15 protein-coding genes and 2 other RNA genes are annotated in these 17406 nt (G+C 27.5%); 2 read left to right on the top strand and 15 right to left on the bottom strand.

Features of this window, described 5'->3' with window-relative positions; translation table 11 throughout:
• Positions 1 to 290: 290 nt before the first annotated feature.
• The 9 genes from gapS4b to N4A48_RS10455 all read right to left on the bottom strand — a co-directional run bounded on the left by gapS4b (position 291) and on the right by N4A48_RS10455 (position 10146).
• Positions 291 to 1424: a GapS4b family protein gene (gene gapS4b / locus N4A48_RS10495; RefSeq protein WP_293665873.1), complete on the bottom strand. Its 1134-nt coding sequence runs from the start codon at positions 1422 to 1424 to the stop codon at positions 291 to 293.
• A gap of 3 nt (positions 1425 to 1427) precedes the next feature.
• The gene (gene gapS4a, locus N4A48_RS10490; protein WP_293665872.1) at positions 1428 to 2372 is read right to left on the bottom strand and encodes a GapS4a family protein; all 945 of its coding nucleotides are present in this window, start codon (positions 2370 to 2372) and stop codon (positions 1428 to 1430) included.
• 15 nt (positions 2373 to 2387) lie between these two features.
• Entirely contained in the window at positions 2388 to 3443 is a 1056-nt protein-coding gene (locus N4A48_RS10485) for a nucleoid-associated protein (RefSeq protein WP_293665871.1), read from the bottom strand.
• A gap of 589 nt (positions 3444 to 4032) precedes the next feature.
• Positions 4033 to 4383, bottom strand: a transfer-messenger RNA (tmRNA) gene (gene ssrA, locus N4A48_RS10480).
• 25 nt (positions 4384 to 4408) lie between these two features.
• An RNA gene (gene rnpB / locus N4A48_RS10475) (RNase P RNA component class A) lies at positions 4409 to 4757 on the bottom strand.
• 102 nt (positions 4758 to 4859) lie between these two features.
• Positions 4860 to 5318 carry a GyrI-like domain-containing protein gene (locus tag N4A48_RS10470; protein ID WP_293665870.1) on the bottom strand — a complete coding sequence of 153 codons (459 nt, stop codon included), beginning with the start codon at positions 5316 to 5318 and terminating at the stop codon, positions 4860 to 4862.
• A gap of 92 nt (positions 5319 to 5410) precedes the next feature.
• Positions 5411 to 6316 carry a helix-turn-helix transcriptional regulator gene (locus N4A48_RS10465; RefSeq protein ID WP_293665868.1) on the bottom strand — a complete coding sequence of 302 codons (906 nt, stop codon included), beginning with the start codon at positions 6314 to 6316 and terminating at the stop codon, positions 5411 to 5413.
• A 101-nt stretch (positions 6317 to 6417) separates the two neighbouring features.
• Positions 6418 to 8199 (bottom strand): helicase-related protein, encoded by a 1782-nt coding sequence (locus N4A48_RS10460; protein ID WP_293665867.1) that lies wholly within the window; start codon positions 8197 to 8199, stop codon positions 6418 to 6420.
• A gap of 126 nt (positions 8200 to 8325) precedes the next feature.
• Positions 8326 to 10146 carry an S-layer homology domain-containing protein gene (locus tag N4A48_RS10455; RefSeq protein ID WP_293665866.1) on the bottom strand — a complete coding sequence of 607 codons (1821 nt, stop codon included), beginning with the start codon at positions 10144 to 10146 and terminating at the stop codon, positions 8326 to 8328.
• A 259-nt stretch (positions 10147 to 10405) separates the two neighbouring features.
• On the opposite strand from N4A48_RS10455, the gene N4A48_RS10450 reads away from it, so the two are divergent.
• Both N4A48_RS10450 and N4A48_RS10445 read left to right on the top strand, forming a co-directional pair.
• Positions 10406 to 10618, top strand: coding sequence for a hypothetical protein (locus tag N4A48_RS10450; protein WP_293665865.1), 213 nt, complete (start codon positions 10406 to 10408; stop codon positions 10616 to 10618).
• Positions 10582 to 11577 (top strand): MFS transporter, encoded by a 996-nt coding sequence (locus N4A48_RS10445; protein ID WP_293665864.1) that lies wholly within the window; start codon positions 10582 to 10584, stop codon positions 11575 to 11577. The genes N4A48_RS10450 and N4A48_RS10445 overlap by 37 nt, the downstream gene beginning before the upstream one ends.
• A gap of 28 nt (positions 11578 to 11605) precedes the next feature.
• Here the strand turns inward: N4A48_RS10445 and N4A48_RS10440 are convergent, their stop codons facing one another.
• The 6 genes from N4A48_RS10440 to N4A48_RS10415 form a co-directional block, all read right to left on the bottom strand.
• Entirely contained in the window at positions 11606 to 11980 is a 375-nt protein-coding gene (locus N4A48_RS10440) for a CGGC domain-containing protein (RefSeq protein WP_293665863.1), read from the bottom strand.
• Between the two features lie 115 nt (positions 11981 to 12095).
• Complete coding sequence (locus N4A48_RS10435; RefSeq protein WP_293665862.1) at positions 12096 to 12560, bottom strand: hypothetical protein; 465 nt, start codon at positions 12558 to 12560, stop codon at positions 12096 to 12098.
• Between the two features lie 11 nt (positions 12561 to 12571).
• On the bottom strand, positions 12572 to 13555 hold the full coding sequence (floA, locus tag N4A48_RS10430) for a flotillin-like protein FloA (protein WP_443081755.1): 984 nt from the start codon (positions 13553 to 13555) through the stop codon (positions 12572 to 12574).
• A 2-nt stretch (positions 13556 to 13557) separates the two neighbouring features.
• Entirely contained in the window at positions 13558 to 14859 is a 1302-nt protein-coding gene (locus N4A48_RS10425) for an NfeD family protein (RefSeq protein WP_293665860.1), read from the bottom strand.
• 12 nt (positions 14860 to 14871) lie between these two features.
• Positions 14872 to 16485 (bottom strand): response regulator, encoded by a 1614-nt coding sequence (locus tag N4A48_RS10420; protein WP_293665859.1) that lies wholly within the window; start codon positions 16483 to 16485, stop codon positions 14872 to 14874.
• A 234-nt stretch (positions 16486 to 16719) separates the two neighbouring features.
• Positions 16720 to 17202, bottom strand: a complete 483-nt coding sequence (locus N4A48_RS10415) for a TspO/MBR family protein (RefSeq protein ID WP_293665857.1) — start codon at positions 17200 to 17202, stop codon at positions 16720 to 16722.
• Positions 17203 to 17406: the final 204 nt, after the last annotated feature.

The raw sequence follows: 17406 nt of genomic DNA, 5'->3' as shown, positions 1-17406 counted from the left end.
CGATATTTTGGATAGAATAGTTATTAAGCTCCAACATACTGAAAGCCTCCTTTATAAAAGTTTTTTTGATTAACTTTAGGTTTTCATATTTGTTGGAGTTTTATTATTTGAAAAATTTAACTAGCACAACGGGTTAATTATTAACAAAAAGAAGTTATTTTAATTTCTAATACTAATACATGTTTAATTCAATATCTATTTATATATGTATTTTTAATCATTATTTCACATGTATAAAGTATGCACAATTAACACTACAACTATGTATCAATAAAGTTTTTATATTTTTTTCAAGATTTATATTCATAGTATTTTTTCATTTTTGCTTTATCAAATATATCTAATATTTTTCTACTTACATTTTTTTTAGATACATGTTGATATTCTTTTTCTAAATGAACACTATAAACCTTTGCTTCAAACTCGATTGTTGGTTCAACAGTTTTGAGATATCCTGGAAATCCATATACTATAACACAAGTTCCTTTAGCTCCACTTATTTCAAACTTATAAGTAGAAATTACCTCTTGCAATATCATACCTTCATAATATTTTTCTTCTTTTAAATATATAGATTCATGAACTTTTTTACCTTTTAAAATTATGTTAGTTATTTCTCCTCCATTATTCATCCAATCTATTTCATCAGGAAGTTTCGCATTCGAATTTGGACCTATCTCAATATTTGACACTCTTTTAAAATTTAAAAATCCATTAAAATTATCATCCTCTGTTAAACTAAGTAAAAACTCAAACCTTTTCTTATTTGAAAAGTCTCCACTTATTACGTTTTCAATTTTTTCTTTTTTATCAATATGATTTCTAGATTCTAATTTACCTTTAATATATTTTACAATGCTTTTATTAAGTTCATCTGTTTCTGATGTTGTATGCTCTAAATCAAATTTTATTTTATTTCCATTATCAACTTTTTTGATAATAATTCTGCCTTCATGAGTGCTCCTATAATTTAATAAGCTTTTAGTAAAATCATTTCTTACAATCTCGTATTCTAATATCAGTTTATCTGCATCGTCTGCTCGAAAATTCAAATCATACTTTGGTTCATAACTTCTAAATTCAGGTAAATTCAATTGATTTATAGGAATATACATTTCATTTATTGCGTCAAGTAGTGAGCTATCTGATATCCACTTTATCTGTTGTGTTCTTTTTTTTATTATCTCTTCTTTACTACTCTGCATCTCTCTCAATTTATCAAATTCTCTTGGACTTAAAAGTGTAGTAGTTAGTAGAGGTATAATAATATTTTTTTGAGTGTTCGATATATAAACACCTCTATTAAACAGTAATTTTTTTAATTCAGCTTCTGTAATAAAAGATGCACTCAATAGTGGTTTTAAATCGCTTCCATAGGGCAATAAAGTATCTATATTTATTTCCATATTACTTATATCAGTCATTCTTTAATCCTCCTCTAAAGTCCTAATATCTTGTTTAAAAGATTTAACCTTTATTCTATCAACAAAATCTTTATCACTAAATTCAGATTTTACAAAACTAACTACCTCTTTATTCTCACTTTCACGGTAATCAGGAAAAGCCAGAATTACATGATGAGGCCACTTTTGAGTTAAATTTTGAGCTAATCCAATAAACCTTCTTAAATAGTCCTCAGAAAAATTATCATTTAAACAAAGAAGCAATGATTGTGTTTTGTTAGCATCTATAATTTTAAAAGGTAAAACATTAGAATTAATATATTGAACCGGCAGAACTGGACCACTTTTTTTACTTCCTATATTTTGAATATTAAATCCCGTATCTGGGTAATAAAATTCTGATTTACAATTTTCAAATAAATTATTGGCATAATTAATACTTTCAAGTAAGAAAGTAGCTCTTTTGTTATCAACTAAATATACGGTTTTATAAACTAAGTCATCTGTATTCCTAAACATTTCCATATGTTCAATAATACCTTTAGATACTTCATCTTCACTTGATAACCAAAAAATTACACCAACAGTTTCTAAAGATTTGATTGTATTATCTACTCTATGACGACTTCTTGGATCATGTGGAAAACATTCAATTGCATAAGAAATGTCTTTTAAGAATTCTTTAAATTTACTAGTAATTCCTTGTGAAGTTTTTGGATATGTTTTTCTATTTTTAACTGATATTACAACATTTTGCTGAGTTCGGTCTATCAACGGACATGGATACTGAAACAAATAATCTATGCCATGTGTCTGTCTATTTGATGTTGACCCATCTAATTTATGCTTCTCTCCTTTTAAACATTTTATATCTATACCGTTAATATTAGTAACCCATCCGATTTTCTTTAGTAAATTTCCAACGCTCTTTTCTCCATATTCTCCAGATTTTTTAGATTTTTCTCCCATACATATCCCCCTTAACTATTTCTCTTCATTATAAAATATTTTGTAGAAATGCATTTTTTTAGACTCATCATACCCTTTTTCAATAATTTTACTTTGTTTAGCTTCATCTGAAGAAATATTAATTTCTATAGCATTATCAAGTTTTATACTACATTTGACCTTTCTTTTTTCTTTATTAAAAGTTTCATTGGATATATTAAAGTTTTTATCAGGTTCTAAATCATTAAATTTATAATTATTTGTATATTTTTTCAAATCTTGTCTATGTTCAGTTTTTTCTAAAACTTCTTCCGAAAACTCTTCAAAGTCAAATCTATCATGAGTTTTAAAATAATTTAGTGATTTATTTAAAAATACAATTTGTTCTCTTTTGTCATTGTCAGGATTCTTAGAATATATATTTTTATTAAAATCCTTACACAAATTAATCAATGCTTTAGTATTTGAGTCATTATCTTTTAATACTTGTAAATTTAAGAATTCTTTTTTCCAATAAACAGCTTCATTCCCACTTCTAGCTGTATCAACTATACTAACTTTATAGTTACATGATTTTATATTTTTAAATATAAGACATCCTTTATCAAGATTTTTTATATTAATACCTTTTTCATAGTTCAATTCAAAATTATTTTCATTCTGATTTATTTTTAAGAAAACATCTTTTGTTTCAGATTTAAAAATTCCTATTGCATCTGTTCTCATATCATCTACTATACAGTCCTTAAGATAACACATATAAAATTCTCCATTTTTTATATTGGGATGAGTAGATTTATTATATAAATGTTTAAGTATGTTGATTGACTCATTATAAAATACATCTGTATTTTTAAATATTCTATTAATATAATTATGTACTTCATTTAGTTCTATATCTGTTTCATGATAAAATTTATAAAAGATACTATTTTTAAATGGTTGTAAGAAATACTTTAATAATAAATCTTTTAAATTATCGTTCTCCATTGGATGTAATCCATCTGATACAAATATTCCTTCATTTCTAAATTTATTACCTACTTTGTGTATTACTAAATCTTTTAATTTTATATCTGTAAAATCAAACATAAAGTGCCTCCTTCCAGTTATAAAATTTATATTTAAAGATTATTCCATTTTAATTACCATAGTATTTAATTATGCTCTATTCACTTGAAAACTATGGAATAATTATATCTAAATGCTATATTTCGGCATTTATTTACTTTTTCCTTCTTTTTTTCAATTACTTACATATATAATTTTTCTTAATTCTTGTACATAATAGGAATTAACATATATCATAGACTCTCTGTATCAACCAATTTAAAATGAAGATAATTTAAATGTTAGCTACTTTTGATTAATCTTTTACTATGAAACTTAGATTGTAGTGTTTAAATATCCGTTAAAAAACTTCTTTGTTTGACCGTAAGGGAGTTTAAGAAGTTTTAGGATATTTAAACACTACAATCTTTAGTTTTATTAAAAGATTGATTAAGTAGCGGTATTTCAATTATCTTCATTTTTGCTTAAGCACCTTTTTTAATAAATTAGGTTTTGACTTATTTTTTATGATTACAGACAAAAAAGAGACGTTAATTATAAAAAATTAACATCTCTTTTTCAATAACTTATAAAAATCCACGCCCAACATCTATAGTTGTCATGGATTGACTGGTGGAGACGAGAGGAATTGAACCCCTGTCCGAAAGCTTTTTCCCTAAAGCTTCTACGAGTGTAGCTGCTAATTTTTATATCATCTTTTTTAACGCCTAACAGCAGGCTTAAAAAAAGACTAGTCTTAATTACTCTTATCCTTAGTCAAGACATCCTAAAGACAGTTCCCCACTCAAATGGCGTTCTACTTAAGCTTGTGGGTGAACTTAGTAGAACGAGCAGTATTAATTAAGCTGCTAATGCGTAATTATCGTTTGCGTTTATATTTAAGTACTGATTTTTACGTGAACCAGTAAAACACGACTCGCAACTTTAAGTTCCAAACCCTCGTCGAGACCATTACGCCCCCAAGGTTATTTTAATAATTTTTGAATATAATGAGCAAATCTATAAGCCGAGTTCTGTATTAAATAGTCATCTGTCTAGGCCTACTGTTACCAGTAGGCTCAAGCGACCTACCAACGGAACGAGAACGAGCAGTCCTCTTTTCATGTTCCTACTTAGTCTTGCTCCAGGTGGGGTTTCCATAGCCAACTAGTCACCTAGTTGCTGGTGAGCTCTTACCTCACCTTTCCATCCTTACCACAGATAATTGTGGCGGTTTATTTCTGTTGCACTATCCTTAGAGTCGCCTCCACTGGGTATTACCCAGCACCCTGCTCTATGGAGCTCGGACTTTCCTCGTCTACCTATAAAGGCATCCGCGACTATCTGACTTACTCATTATTTAATTTATCTGCCGATAAATCATATGATATCATCTTGCCTATATCACAGTCAAATGTAAATTTTTCAAAACTTGGAACTTGGTTATTTAACAATTTATCAATTCAATGATACAAATATATCTATAGTTTGCTTATTTATATCTTCTGAATCATTGTGATATAATTCAAAATCACTATCATATTTTCTATCCAAATCCATATCCCATATCTTACACCACGCTTCACCTACTGCTTTAACTATATTACCTTTAATTGTAAACTTTGCATACTTTCCTTCATTAATTATTTTCGTTTCAAGACCATCGCTATTATCATGTTCTGTCACTTCGCAACAGCACATAAATGTATAAGGTTTTGTTGCATCTCCCTCATATTCTGTATATAATCCTATTCCTTTTCCATCAACCTTATTTTTAATACTCTCATATATACATTCATTAATAAATTTTTGCCACATTGATCCAATATCTTTCATTGATTTTCCATTTTCATTTATTGTTCTAGTTGATTTTCCAACAACAACTTTCTTAGTTAATGTTACTATTTCATATTCCATATTTTCCACCTCATTATTTTATTCGTTCATTTCTATGAACTAAATATAGTATAATAAAGTTAATATGACATCAGTGTGTCTTATTAAAAAAATTATTTATAATTTTTTAAAGTTATCTCTAGTTTATTTTTAATAACGTCTCGTATATATTGTGGAGTAATAATATTAATGTGTTCTCCAAAAGATATTATATAATTATATAACCACTCATCTTCCGGTATCATAATATCAATACTAAAACTACCATCCTCATTTTTAGTAATATCTTTTTCATCAAATTCATCATAAACTCTATGTTTAACTTGTGATGAGAGTGTAATTTTTAAATTAATTACATTTGGTTCATTTCTATAAGAAAAAGTTGTATCAATTTCATTATAATAACTCCTATCAAATGTATCTTCACTTACTATCAAGTCCTTTATCCTGTTTACCTTAAAAATTCGAAAATCATTTTTTAACAAACAAAAAGCTTGTAAATACCATGCTTTATGTTTAAATATAAGTTTAATAGGATTAACTCTTCTATTTGTTTTATCTCCAAACAAATTATAATAATCAAACTCTATAGTTCTACAATTTGTTAGTGCAAATTTTAATGTTTCAAATTTTTCTTTTTCTACTTTTGAACTCCCCCAATTTGAAAAATCAACTTCTATCCAATTATTAATTTTTTTATTGAATAAATTTCTCAACTTTAAAATTGCACTATCAACATTTTCATATTCAGTTGCTTTAAGTGTTTCCAATCCCATTAATAAATTATTCTGTTCTTCATTCGATAAAATAGACTTATTCATTACAAAATTATCTAAAATACTTATTCCTCCGCCTTTCCCTTTACTTGTATAAATTGGAATTCCAGCCAAAGAAAGAGTTTCAATATCTCTATATATTGTTCTTGTAGACACCTGGAACATTTCAGATAATTCTTTTGCAGTTATCTGTTGTTTATCCAATAATATATATATGATTTTAAACAATCTATCAATTTGCATTGATATCACCACCCAAATATATTATAACAGTTAAATATATTATATAGCTGAACTACCATTTAAAGTTTTTTCCTTAATTTTCTGTAAACGTAGGTGATAATTTATATCTTAAGCAATAGATTATTTATTTTTTCACTTATTTTTTGTCTTTCTTCATATATCCACTCTTGATCTATAGTAACTCCAAAAACCTTACCAAAAGAATAGTATAAATTTATCTTTTGATAATACATTTCTAATTCTTCAAGTGATTCAAATTTATATATAGGCTTGAATATCTCATTTCTTTTTGCAATAAATAATTCATCAACATATGATATAAATGTATCCATAAGCGCTTTATTGTCTACATCAAATGGTATTTTCAAAAGCTTCCATCTATTAATTTGCGATATCTTATAATTTCTTATATTATAAAGCACCATTAAGTACTCATATATATCCATTTTTTCATACAATAATGATTTACATTCTTTCTCACTCCAAACTGACAATTTTTCTGTCAGAGAAACATTCTCAATGCTTAATATATCTTCACTTGGTCCTAAAATTGCATATTCAATATTATTGTCTTTTTTATTAATAGATTCCTTTATAAATTCATAATTATCTTTATATGCAGCAACATACCCAACATCATATATTCCTTTTCTGCCCGCTCTACCTGCTATTTGTTTTACTTCTTGAGAATTTAAAAATCTAAACTCTTTTCCATAAAACTTTTTTATATCCATAAATACTATTCTCTTAATAGGAAGGTTAACTCCCATACCAATAGCATCTGTTGTAATTAAAATAGTTGTTTCTTTATTTAAAAATTGAGCATACTGCTTTTTTCTAACCTCTGGTGGCAAATCACCATATATTATACTGCATTTAATTCCAACATTTGAATAAAACAAAGCGAGTTCAAGAACTCTTTTTTTAGAAAATACAACTAGTGCATCTCCATCCTTAATATTTTTGTATTTAAAAGATTTTTCTTCTATCTCAAGTGGAATATTTCGTTTATATTCTTTAATTGTGTAATCATCACCTATATCTTTTATAATATCAATTAATAATTTTTTTGCATTTAATGCTCCACATATATGTATTTCTCTAGATTTTAATCCTAACAAGGCTCTAGTCCATGCAGATCCTCTTTTTTCATCAGCTATCATCTGTATTTCATCAATTACTGCTATTTCAAACTCTTCATTTGTATTTAATTTTTCTATAGTACAAGAAATATGATCTGCATTTTGATGGATTATCTCTTCTTCTCCAGTAAATAAATTACAGGTTACTCCTTCATTATTTAATCTTTCATAGTTTTCTAATGCAAGTATTCTAAGAGGAGCAAGATATATGCCTTTTCTACTTTTTTTAAGTCTTTGCATTGCATTATATGTTTTACCAGTATTAGTTTCCCCTAAATGCAGATGAATAGTTCTCTTTATTTTTCTTGCTTGTTTATATTCATCCTTTGGATTTTGAGGAAATATTATATCCATTTTTTCATTTACTAGTTTTGGAATATATTTACTAATCAAAATATTCATTAATCCAGAACTTTTATAACTTTCATGATGAGTGTCTATTATTTCTTCTAATTTATAGTCTGAATTATTTTTTTGATTATAATCTAAAAGCAACCTCTCTGATACATAATTTAACAGTTCCTCATAATTTTCATATAGTTTATTTGCTTCATTATGTTTTTTAGAATTTCTTTTTTTATTAAATATCTTCTGTATTTCTGCTATAAGCTTCAATTTCTTACGAAGAGAGGCTTCATGCTCCCACAGTGAATTTGTTTTTGTATTCTCTATTATTTGCTTAATATGATTTATATCATTTTTAAGTTTTTTAAGTTCTTTTTCTGCTACTGATAATTTCATATTTATTCCTCCTTCAATTAGTATTTGTTATTTTATACAAAAAAACACCTTTATGTGTTTAAATGATTTTTATAAAAATCCTACACATAGAGGTGTTTTTTAATTAGTTTAGTATTGATTATATTTTTAGAATGGTACTTTTTCTGCTTTTAACTCAGTATATTCAACGCTTGCATTCCAAACTCTTGCTCCAAAATACCCTTCATTTGTATAACTTTCATCATGAACCGTACATATTTCTACTCCATCAACATATACAGTTATTTCACTAAATATTCTTCTTACTTCCAAATCAATTTTTCCATTTGCAATACTAAAAGGTATTTTTACTTCTTTAATTTGATGCCATTTATAATTTGATTTTCCTACAATAACAGTGTTTTTTTCATAGTTTATGCCAACATAATTTCCTCTATATTGATCGTTCCCTACTTTTGGACCCGATACATTAAAAACAATACCTGCATTTCCAGTAGATTTCGTGAAATTAAACTTTGCTTTATAAAAAGCAGATGATGGATACTTTTGCGGATTATTGTTTCTATCAATACCTAATACCATTGGTCCTTGTTTATATTTATTATCCCAAAGTTTAAGAGTTTCTCCAATTTTCCAGTTGCCACCATATCTTCTCATACTTGGAACTGCTTCACCATCTATATTTTCAATATAAAACTCTTTAGGTTTTAAACTTCCCATTTTTTCATTATATCCTACATATTCATAAGTTGCATTCGTCTTCCATACTCTAACTCCAAAATATCCACCTTTAATATATGTACTATCGCTTGTAGAAATATACTTTACATCATTCACATAAATATCTATTCTGCTACCATTTCTAACAGCCTTTAAATTATATTTCTTTCCGGCTTTAATATCAAAAGGAAGCTTTTTAGTTGCAATTGTATCCCACTTAAAATTCGATTTACCTATAAAAACACTATCCTTTTGAGCGTCTATCCCAACAAAATACCCTCTATACATATCATTACCGATTTTTGGAGAAGAAACAGCAAATACAAATCCTGCATTTCCTTGAGGATAATCAAATGAGAAATCAGCTTCATATACCCCATAATTCTTAAATGTTTCAAGAGTATTGTTCTTATTCAGTGCTAATCCAAGAGGTGCATCACTTCCATTACCAAAGCTTAATCTTAAATTATCATTACTTAATATTTTGTTAAATCCACCATAATATTTTAGTCCATCTACATCACTACCATTTTTTTCTATATTGAATTCTGGTTTTGGTTCTGGTTTCAGCTCAGGTTTTGGTTCTGGTTTTGGTTCTGGCTTAGAAACTACTTGCTTAGTTTCATATTTTTTATAAACTCTATTTGCAATTGCAACAGCCTGCTCTACTGTAGTTGTACCTTTAGGATTAAAATTAATACCGTTGCCTTTCATAAAGTTATTTTCATAAACATAGTCAACGCCTTTAACAGCCCAAGAAGAAACATCTTTTTTGTCTGTCATGGTTAATACACCATCACCTTTATTAAACTCTACTCCTAATGCATTAACTGCCTTAAAAATCATAACACCCATTTGCTCTCTTGTAACAGGATTATTTGGTGCAAACAATCCATCTCCTACTCCATTTATAATACCAAGATTATACGCAATTCTAACTGATGTATCACTAGTATCTTTAAATGTAGAAACAGGTGCTGGAGAAGGGTCTTCTTTTTTTATTGCAGTATACATGTTTACAACAAGTTTAGCAAACTCTTCTCTTGTTATATTCTTTTTACAATTAGTAAAAAGCGACTGATCTAGTACAAGATTATTCGCTACAGCATCTACCAATTCTTCATAAGCCCATTCGCTAACATTTCCATATTTCCAATTATATGCCTCATCTTTTGTTGTAGCAAAAGAAACAAAACTACTTAGCATTAACATAATAACCATCAATAAAGACAATAATTTTTTTTTCATATATAAATCCCTCCTAAATAATGTCATGGCATGCTATTATTTTACACTATAGCAAAATTATACAACAATACCTATTATTCGTCAATATTTTTAGAAATATCATATAATTCTGTTAATTGCTACAAAATTACCTTTCCTTTCAATTAGCATTTACTATTTAATATATAAAAATGAGTTTTTTGCCATTATAATTTTTATATTAATTGAAAACAATAAAATAATAAATAAATTTAAAATACTTATATTTTGGGAGGTATTAATGTCAAGAGAAGCAAAAACTCTATTAATAATTAGTGGATTATTTGCACTTGCTAAAGGTCTATCTAATGTTTTTGTAAATATATTCTTATGGAAAAAGTCAAATGATTTTATCATGATTTCACAGTATAATCTAGTTCAATATATATTCTTGCCAATTGCTTTTACTATAGGTGGATGGTTATCAAAAAAAAGAATGGAATATGGTCTCTAAGAATCGGAATTGTTTTTTATATATTATTTTTTATTCTCATTATTTTAATAAAGGATAATATTATAAAATATATTTACCCTTTGGGCATATTATTCGGAATAGCAGGAGGATTTTACTGGCTTGCTTTTGATGTATTAAGTTTTGATTTTACATCTACTAATAATCGAGATACTTTTAATGGATATCATGGTTTTATTGCCGGAATACCTGCTGCTATTGCTCCTTTTGCAGCAGCTTATATTATTGATAAAAGTAATAATACAAAAGGATATATGATAGTATTCTTACTTTCATTAATATTCTTTGTTATTTTAATACTGATTAGTTTATCACTTCGCTCACAACACTATGGAAAAAAACTAGATTTTAAAAAAATAATAAGCAGTAATAATTATGATTGGAATAATTTAAGAAAAAGTACAATTGCTTGGGGTCTAAGAGATGTTGTAATACTATTTTTACTTAATATAATTATTTATAAAACAACAGGAAGTGAAATGGAAATAGGAAAACTCTTTTTAATTTCATATTTAATTTCATCAGCATCTTATATATTAGAACAAAAGCTTATAAAGCCTAAACGAAGAATGTTTTCCCTGCATATAGGTGCAATATTAATGTTTATCTCAGTTTTAGGGCTAGTTTTCAAAATCAACTATTACTCTATATTGTTCTTTATTATTCTAGATGCAGTATCTGTACCATTTTTTTATGTGCCTATGACATCCGCTACTTTTAATATACTAGATCAGCATCATGAAAATAATATGAGAATAGAATATATTATAAACAAAGATATTGCTCTTAATACCGGAAGAATAATAAGTACTTCAGTGTTAATGATTTTTTTAACTTTTATAAAAAATGATAGGGTGCTAAATTATTTTTTACTTTTTATAGGAAGTGGTCAATTGATTGCTCTTTATTTTTTGAGAAAACTAAAAATATGGGATATTTAAGAAGGGTGATTATAAATAGTCATCCTTCTTACTTATTATTTTCATTTGATATATTTATATTATTATTCTTTTTTCCATTATCTGAGCCATGTGTATATCCAATAACATCAAAGTGTTTAGCAGATTCTTTGGCAAATTCCTCATAGTTTTCACATCTACCTCTTATACATGTAGATAAATGTATTGCATCTATATCTGCTTTTTTAAGCTTTTCTATTTTTACTTCAATACTTTCTACAGGATTTTTCTCACATCCATTACAATTATTAAAAGCAACTAACTGACACCCAACTTCTTCATACCTTTTAAAAGAATCTTCCTTTTGATTAAAGGCTCTTAAACATCCATTTGCAGTACACTTTTTTGAAACTTCCCCACATACGTATATAGCTATTTTTTTCATATTTTTTCCTCCACATTCTATAAAGTGAAACTTAATTATATCATATACAAAATAGCTACCTAAGCATAGAAATTAATTTCTATGCCTAGGTAGCTATTTATCCTAAACAAAAACTCTACCTTCTCATACTCTTTGGTTTACTTAATATTTCAGACATAATAATACCCTTCATCAAATCATCTGCATCTGAAAAAAGATTAAAAGCTTCATCTGAATCCATACTTTTATTATACTCTGTATTTATGTTTTCTTTCTGATCTATATCATAGTGTAATTCTCTTGAGTCTTGTTTAATCTCAATATCTTCTACAACTATATCAGATATACCTTGATCTATATTTTTTTCAACTTTCTTATCTTTATATTTTACTTTAGAGCCTTCTATATGTTTTTGCTTCTTGTAATTATTGCTTAATTCATTTAAGTTAGTCTCTATTTTTTTCACTGTATTATTTACAGTTTTTAGTAAAGAACCTTCTTTTTTATTTTCAGTATTTTTATCATCTTCATCTTCTTTAACAAGAGATTTAAATACTATACTTAACACATATATAATAGCCGGTATTAATATACCTTCCATATTATCACACCTTATTTATCAGACTTCATATTAGATTTATTAGAACCTACTTTTGATATAGACTCTCTCATATCTGTATCAGCCATAACGTTTTTAAGGTTATAATAATCCATAACACCTAAATTTCCATTTTTGAATGCATCTGATATAGCTAGTGGAATTTTTGCCTCTGATTCAACAACCTTAGCTCTCATTTCCTCAACCATAGCCTTCATTTCTTGCTCTTTTGCTATTGCCATTGCTCTTCTTTCTTCAGCTTTTGCTTGTGCTATTTTCTTATCAGCCTCAGCTTGATCTGTTTGAAGTTGAGCTCCTATGTTTCTTCCAACATCAACATCTGCTATATCTATAGATAGTATTTCAAATGAAGTTCCAGAATCAAGTCCTTTTTCTAATACTCTTTGAGAAATAGAATCTGGGTTCTCAAGAACTGCTTTATGACTAGCAGATGAACCAACAGTTGTAACTATACCCTCTCCAACTCTTGCTATTATAGTTTCTTCTCCTGCTCCTCCAACTAATCTTTCAATATTTACTCTTACCGTAACTCTTGCTCTTGCTATAACCTCTATACCATCCTTTGCCATTGCCGCAATTTTTGGAGTTTCTATAACTTTAGGATTAACCCTAACTTGAACAGCTTCAAGTACATCTCTACCAGCAAGGTCTATAGCCACTGCTTGTTCAAACTCAAGCTTTATATTAGCTCTTTGAGCAGCAATTAAAGCATTTACAACTGAATTAACATCTCCTCCAGCTAAATAATGAGCCTCTAGCTTATCTACTCCAAGGTCTATCCCTGCTTTTGCTGCCTTTATCATTGGATTTACAATTCTAGCAGGTGAAACTCTTCTAAATCTCATTCCAACAAGTGTTAAAATAGATATCTTAACTCCTGAAAATAAAGCTGTAATCCAAAGTCCAACTGGTATAAAACTAAAAAACAAAACTATAAGTATAACTAGTAAAGCTATACCTAGTATCGGTGCTAACATTATCATACTAATTCCTCCTTAATATGTCTTACTATTATTTTATTTGATTCAACTTTTACTACCTTTACCTTTTCTCCAACTTTAATAAATATACCCTCTGTTATTACATCTAGTATTTCTCCATCTATATCAATTTTACCAGATGGTCTTAAGTAAGAAATAGTTATCCCTTCTTTATTTAAATAGATTCTATTATCCTTTGATGGAATATATCCTTTCTCAGCATCAAGCTTAGTGTCAAGAAATAAAGTCTTATACATTTTTCTCTTAGGTAGTTTTTTTAGTATAAAAATTAGTGCAACCACACTTACTATAAGTGAAACTAATATACTCAAAAAAGCTTGAAGCATATTATTAGATGCCATTATTATACTGAATATAATACTTCCTATTCCAATTGTTCCAAATATCCCAAATCCAGGAGCCATAGCTTCTATTACAAGTAAAACAATTCCTATTCCAAATACAAATACAGTTGTAGTAGTAGAGTTTCCTGTATATATAGAGCCTAGAAAGAATAAAGAAAATCCAGTTATACTTATTATACCACCAATTCCAAATCCTGGCGTTAGAATTTCTAATATCATTCCTATAAATCCTAAAGATAATAAAAGAGGTGCTATATAAGTAGATGTTATTATATTTCTAAAAATACTCATCATATTTACATCTGCATCTTTTTGAACATAATTATCTATATTTAAATCGGTGTAAATTTTCTTCATTGAGGATGCTATGCCATCTATAAACTTTATTTCATCTGCTTTTTTAGTAGTTAGATTTAGCAATTTACCTTTATTAACCAATCCCTTTATAATTATATCTTTATCAGCCATAGCAGCAACAATCTCCGTATCTCTTCCCTTTTGTTCAGCTACAGCTTTAAGTTGAGATGTCCAATATGATATATTTTTTTCTGTATTAGGTATAGTTTCAGCAGAACCTATTGTCGAATAATTATTCATATATATATGATCACAAGATATAGATATCAACACGCCTGCGGATTCTGCCTTTTTATTTATGTAAGCTACAGTAGGTATATCCTGCTCTATTATAGCATCACTTATATCAACCGCAGAATCTACACGACCACCATAAGTGTCTATATCAAATATTATATAATCTGCATTTTCTTTATTAGCCTTATCTATTGACTCTTTTATATAATGATACATCCCCTTGTTAACTTCACCATTAACATCTATTTTGTATATTATTTTTTGAGAATCAGCAAACCCTTTATATGGTAATATTAAAAACGTCATAAATATAATCATTATTAATTTACTTATATTTTTCAAAATTTCACCTTCTTACCCATTAAGTATTTTATCAACCTTTTTCTCTAAATCAGCTAAACAGAATGGTTTTATTATATAATCATCGGCTCCTTTTTCAAAGCACTCATCTATATCTTCTTGTGTGCAGTTACAACTTAATATAAAGACCTTTGTTTTTTTATCTTTTTTAGTATTCTTTATATAATCGCATATTTCACAACCATCCATACCCGGAAGATTATAATCTGTTATAACTAGGTCAGGCTTAAATTTTTCATAAATTTTTATTCCATCATCTCCATTATTACTATATTCTACATCATAATTATTCACAAGTCTATCCTTTATAATTCTAACTATCATATTAGAATCATCTATTAACAATACTTTCTTCTTAGTATATTCCTTTTTTAAATAAGTTATCCTTCCTCTACCCTCATCTTTTGAAACATATAAAGCTCTATCAGCACGATCTAGTGCCTCCTTTATAGATTCGTTTTCAACAATAGTTGTTATTCCTGCACTAAAAGATATTTTTATATTATTTCCTCGGTAATTAATATTTTTTTTATTTATATTATTTAAACACCTTTGCATCACACTACAAACTTGTTCTTTTAATAAATTCTTAAATAAAATTAAGAATTCATCTCCTCCAAATCTATATATTTCATCTTCTTCTCTAAGTGATTTTTTAAGTTCATTCACTAATATACTCAATGCATAATCTCCAGCTAAATGGCCATATCTATCATTTATACTTTTAAAGTAATCAAAATCTACAAAAGCTACAGATATGGTGTCATTATATTTCAAACTATTTTCTATATTTTTAATATTTTCATTAAAAAAATCTTTACTATATACTCCAGTCAAATTATCCTTACTTATTTTTACTTTATAATGATCAACTTTTTTAAATATATTCTCCATTGTAACTATTAACTCTTCAACTTGAAATGGCTTAGTTATATAAGCCTCCGCACCTTCCTTTAAAGCTCTTATTCTATCTCTAGTCACATTTTTAGCAGTTAAAAACACTATAGGAATATTTATATTTTCTTTTTTAATTTGATTTAGTAGTTCAAATCCATTTTTGTCTGGCATTATAATATCTAATATCACCATATCAACACTTTGATCATTTAGTATACTAATAACATCTTTAGCACCTAAAGATTTAATAACATTATATCCTTGTTTTTTAAGAACATTTTCTAATAATAACAATAAATCCATATCATCATCTACTATTAATATTGTCTTATTTTTAATATCTTCTTTTATATTTTTCTTTACATGATTATGAGAATTGTTAAAGCATTTTTTATCTTTAAGACATAAAATTTCCTTATAAATACAAGCTAATCCATTTAATATTTCACCAAAATAATCATTACTTAAATCTCCCTTATAGTTTTCTAAATAAGCTTCATACTTCCCTGCTATATCAGATAGTTCATTTAATTCAAACATAGCAGCGGTTCCTCTTATATTATGAAAAAATCTATATATTTTTTTATAGTCTTCACCTTCTTTTTTTAATTTATATTTCATTAATATAATCAAAATCTTGTCTAGTTTTTCCCTTTGATTATTTAAAAATATATGTATAGCATCTTCAATCAAAAACTGCGAATCTATCACTAATCTCTCTCCCTTTTTTTAAGTTTCACTGTATAAAATTCTCTAAATGTATACATAAATCCTTGTGAATAAATAAAAAAATTCGTCTACTCGCTAAAGCGGTGACTCATGTCGCCAACGATCAGGCTCCGTTGCTTAAAAATAGTCTCAAGTGTAGTCTTTCTTAACAAACTATCCGCAAAACAAAAATATTATAATGCCTTAAGCATAAAGAATCCCAATAAATTGGGATTCTTACTTATTTAAAATCCATGTATAATAATTTAAAACAGTTGCAAAGATAAGCCAAGCTACATAAGGTATCATCAAGTAGCCTGCAACTTTATCTATTTTATAAAACTTAATAGTAGTTATAATCACAAATACTAAAAGCACTATTATAAGTATTAAAGCAACTCCTCTAAGTCCTAAGTTAAAGTATATTATTGGCCACATGAAATTCAATATAAGCTGTATAGCATAAAATTTAAGTGCACTTTTAACTTCTTTCCTATTGTCCCCATATCTATATACTCTATAAGAAGCAATCCCCATAAGTGCATATAAAATAGGCCATACAATTCCAAATATATAGCCAGGAGGAGCAAAAGACGGTTTGATTAAATCACTATATAATTGCATAGAATCCTTAGTTATGTACCCACTTAAAGCCCCCACTAAAAGAGGTATCAATATACTTATTATAAGCTTTTTTATGTTTCTCAAGTCTATTATCATATACACCACCCTTTCTTATATATTTATATGAACAATACAAACTCTTTATACTTTATTTTTTGCCAAAATCAGGACCACCCGTAAAACGGGTGGTTTGCTCCAGCCCTAGAAGGGCATATTACTCGCTGTATCTCAAGATACATTGAAAGGTCTGCCAACCGCTTATTTTTTCAGGCTACCTCTAAAGAGGTTATTTTTTGCCTT

Origin of the sequence: Tepidibacter sp., from assembly GCF_025210165.1 — a bacterium.
GTDB lineage: Bacteria > Bacillota > Clostridia > Peptostreptococcales > Peptostreptococcaceae > Tepidibacter_A.
This window is presented reverse-complemented; position numbering and strand designations above follow the sequence as displayed.

Excerpts from the sequence above, each read along its gene's own strand:
- gapS4a (WP_293665872.1), bottom strand. The coding sequence starts at position 2,372 with ATGGGAGAAAAATCTAAAAAATCTGGAGAATATGGAGAAAAGAGCGTT.
- N4A48_RS10460 (WP_293665867.1), bottom strand. The coding sequence starts at position 8,199 with ATGAAATTATCAGTAGCAGAAAAAGAACTTAAAAAACTTAAAAATGAT.
- N4A48_RS10455 (WP_293665866.1), bottom strand. The coding sequence starts at position 10,146 with ATGAAAAAAAAATTATTGTCTTTATTGATGGTTATTATGTTAATGCTA.
- floA (WP_443081755.1), bottom strand. The coding sequence starts at position 13,555 with ATGTTAGCACCGATACTAGGTATAGCTTTACTAGTTATACTTATAGTT.
- N4A48_RS10415 (WP_293665857.1), bottom strand. The coding sequence starts at position 17,202 with ATGATAATAGACTTGAGAAACATAAAAAAGCTTATAATAAGTATATTG.
- N4A48_RS10485 (WP_293665871.1), bottom strand. The coding sequence starts at position 3,443 with ATGTTTGATTTTACAGATATAAAATTAAAAGATTTAGTAATACACAAA.
- N4A48_RS10440 (WP_293665863.1), bottom strand. The coding sequence starts at position 11,980 with ATGAAAAAAATAGCTATATACGTATGTGGGGAAGTTTCAAAAAAGTGT.
- gapS4b (WP_293665873.1), bottom strand. The coding sequence starts at position 1,424 with ATGACTGATATAAGTAATATGGAAATAAATATAGATACTTTATTGCCC.
- N4A48_RS10465 (WP_293665868.1), bottom strand. The coding sequence starts at position 6,316 with ATGCAAATTGATAGATTGTTTAAAATCATATATATATTATTGGATAAA.
- N4A48_RS10470 (WP_293665870.1), bottom strand. The coding sequence starts at position 5,318 with ATGGAATATGAAATAGTAACATTAACTAAGAAAGTTGTTGTTGGAAAA.
- N4A48_RS10450 (WP_293665865.1), top strand. The coding sequence starts at position 10,406 with ATGTCAAGAGAAGCAAAAACTCTATTAATAATTAGTGGATTATTTGCA.
- N4A48_RS10435 (WP_293665862.1), bottom strand. The coding sequence starts at position 12,560 with ATGGAAGGTATATTAATACCGGCTATTATATATGTGTTAAGTATAGTA.
- N4A48_RS10445 (WP_293665864.1), top strand. The coding sequence starts at position 10,582 with ATGGTTATCAAAAAAAAGAATGGAATATGGTCTCTAAGAATCGGAATT.